Here is a 2,688-nt window from a genome sequence, read left to right on the forward strand (position 1 = left end):
CCTTAAAGACCTTTCCCGGTTTGATTGAGTACCGTGCCTACTGCCCGATGAGCGACGACCGAATCTTCGCGGACTTAGCAATGTGGGACAGTCTTGAGAACGCACAGAAAGTGGCAAAGGCGTTCAACGATGGAGATCCGAGATTCTCTGAGTATATGTACGCTATTGAAAGCCTGACGTTCATGAGTCACCTCGCTCCAGAGATGAGTTGACCCCGACGCCCAGCCAGAGCTGGCAAGAGACACCGATGCCTTTGCTATCAGGCATCGGTGTCGTCACCTCCAGTGTAAGTGTTCTCAGATCACCTATTGCTAGGTTCCGGGCTGCAAACTGACGTTATCTGGCAAAGCCGTTTCGAAAAAACGTATCGCCCGCCCTCACACCTTGCGTGACTAAACGGGCACCCACCTATGCGGCAGCAGCTCGGTAATCTCACTCGCACGCTGCGTCGGCAGGCGAGTGAGAACATCCTTCAAGTAAGCATACGGATCATGCCTGTTGAGCCTGCAGACTGGATTAAACTCATGATCGCCGCCGCACGTTTAGCCATCATAGCTGCACACTCGTCATCCGTTGATCAGCCAAGTACTGCAGCAGTAGCGTGAGAATCGAGCATCAGGCCGCACCGTAAGCGGCCTGTGCATCGGCCCTGTCTAGTACAGTTGTGCCAGTTTCAGCGATTTGGCCCAGTAACACCCAGAAGCCTTCGATCAGCGATAAGGTCTCGTCAGCACACGCTGCCGAATTCGGCCAGGCCATCAAATCGGCAAAAGACAGGTTGCACGTTACAGGATGACCAGGCCATTCGGTGTATTGATATAAGCTTTCAATGCACATCGCTCGCTGCGTAATACACTCACCGGGCCAGTAAAACCGATAGACTCCAGTTGGCGTTCCACCAAACGGGGATTCGGAAAAGCAATTTCCAAGCGTTCCAATTCGCAGCCTTGATCACCGAGTCTCTGAACTGGATGCTCCGATTCGCCCCAATCGATCAAGCTAGGGACTGCCCCATTCAGTGGTAGATGCCCATCACGCTGAATGGTGATTTTCCACGAAAGCACTCCCCTGCTCATCGGTTCAATCTCGCCAAAAACATTCCGGAGTTCTTCGTCTGTGGTATCCAGATGCTCTGTACGCGCGACCCAATGGGCTAGATATGGCGACGCTTGCGCGCTCAGTCTATCCAGCCCAAAGCACCTGGGCCTGGTGGGCAAGGGCGCCTTACTGTCCGGAGCAATCACTTCAAGATAGAAAGACTCTCCTAACCTCAGCAGCAGGTTGTGAGTGCTCATTCGCGGATGCTCACCACCTGGCTGCAACCGTACTCCAAGCTGACGCTCAACAAATTGCGCCCCTAACGGAAGGGTCGGTGAAACAATGACCAGATGATCCAAGGTTGAACGCCTCATGGTCTCTTATCTCCCTGATCAGAGAACCTCGTTTGTTGCCTGCTCTTCATCCGGCACTCTCGATCTTAGTTACACTTACCTACGCTTGATCAGTCCACGCGATAACGGCGAATACAGAGGTGCCGCGTATTCAACCGATCTATGCCAGACACTCCGGATCCAACCAGTACCTCCCAATTTTGCACACCGGGCCCTTCATGAGTACGTGGTTGTCCTCATCAAGTTCGATGGTGATCTCACCGCCAGGCATGTGCACTGTCACATGATCGTCAACGAACCCAAGTCGTCGTGAGACTGCCGCAGCGGCACAGCTGCTGGTGCCTGAAGATAGGGTGTAGCCCACGCCACGCTCCCAGATCTGCACCATCAGGTTTCGGCGATCGACAACGTTCACGAATTGCACGTTGGTTCTGTTTGGGAAGAGCGACAATTGCTCAATGGTTGGCCCAAGCTTGCGTGCAAGTGCCTCAGTCGCCTGATCGACAAACACCACGCAATGGGGGTTGCCCATCGACACAAGGTTCAGGTGCAGGCGCATGCCATCGACTTCCATTGAGTGTCGTTCGTTTTCGGGGAATGTCGCCATACCCATGGCAATGGAAATGCGTCGGCCGTCGTCAAGTACATGGCAACGAACCTTACCGCCTTTGGTTAACAACTCGAAGGGCTCGTGCGAAACGATGCGCTGATCCCAAAGGTAGCGACATAGGATTCGCAATCCATTGCCACTCTTTTCCGCCTCGGAGCCATCGGTATTGAAAATCTGCACTGAGAGCATCTTGCCTGGCTCGATAACAGGAACAAGGATGCCGTCACTGCCTAACCCTCTATGCCGGTCGCATATCACCGAGATGGCCAGCATAGAGCAATCGAATGGCGTTTTGTCGTGGTAGACGAGATAGTCGTTGCCAGCTGCGTGATATTTTACGAACTGCATGAGTTATGAGACCAAGGCGCTCAGGGCGGGGAATAATGAATGGAGTTAGAAACATAGCACACGGCCGCTGAGCGCTAGGCTCTGTACGAAAAGTCTTGAGACGCAGGTCAGGCAAGGCGAAAACAGCCGAGGAAGCGGAGTGTACTGGAGTACATGAGCATTCCGAGGCTGTTTTCAACGCAGCATGAACAAGTATCAAGGCTTTTCGTACAGAGCCTAGCGGGGCCCGGTTGAGGATTCCACACCAGGTTAGAGCGATGGTGAAATAAGAGATGTCAGTGACTTGCTAGCAATGACCGCAATCGGCCAACAGCAGTCATTAGCCGCCGAAAAGCTAGT

3 protein-coding genes and 1 pseudogene are annotated in these 2,688 nt (G+C 53.4%); 1 reads left to right on the forward strand and 3 read right to left on the reverse strand.

The genetic code is table 11. The annotated features are described in order from the left end of the window. On the forward strand, positions 1 to 212 hold a 212-nt coding region (locus BJQ17_RS31940), incomplete at its 5' end, for a hypothetical protein (RefSeq protein WP_070096977.1). Between the two features lie 180 nt (positions 213 to 392). On the opposite strand, the pseudogene BJQ17_RS30750 reads toward BJQ17_RS31940, so the two are convergent. The 3 genes and pseudogenes from BJQ17_RS30750 to dapF form a co-directional block, all read right to left on the reverse strand. Continuing rightward, positions 393 to 544: pseudogene (locus BJQ17_RS30750) on the reverse strand (transposase domain-containing protein); the annotation flags it as partial. Between the two features lie 241 nt (positions 545 to 785). Beyond that, entirely contained in the window at positions 786 to 1,412 is a 627-nt protein-coding gene (locus BJQ17_RS29395; protein ID WP_070096978.1) for a VOC family protein, read from the reverse strand. Positions 1,413 to 1,551: 139 nt separating this feature from the next. Continuing rightward, positions 1,552 to 2,349, reverse strand: a complete 798-nt coding sequence (dapF, locus tag BJQ17_RS29400) for a diaminopimelate epimerase (RefSeq protein ID WP_070096979.1) — start codon at positions 2,347 to 2,349, stop codon at positions 1,552 to 1,554. Between the last annotated feature and the right edge of the window lie 339 nt (positions 2,350 to 2,688).

Source organism: Pseudomonas sp. NBRC 111139, assembly GCF_001753955.1.
Taxonomy (GTDB): Bacteria; Pseudomonadota; Gammaproteobacteria; order Pseudomonadales; family Pseudomonadaceae; genus Aquipseudomonas; species Aquipseudomonas alloputida.

Coding starts and splice junctions, on each gene's coding strand:
- BJQ17_RS29395 (WP_070096978.1), bottom strand. CDS start 1,412: ATGAGGCGTTCAACCTTGGATCATCTGGTCATTGTTTCACCGACCCTT.
- dapF (WP_070096979.1), bottom strand. CDS start 2,349: ATGCAGTTCGTAAAATATCACGCAGCTGGCAACGACTATCTCGTCTAC.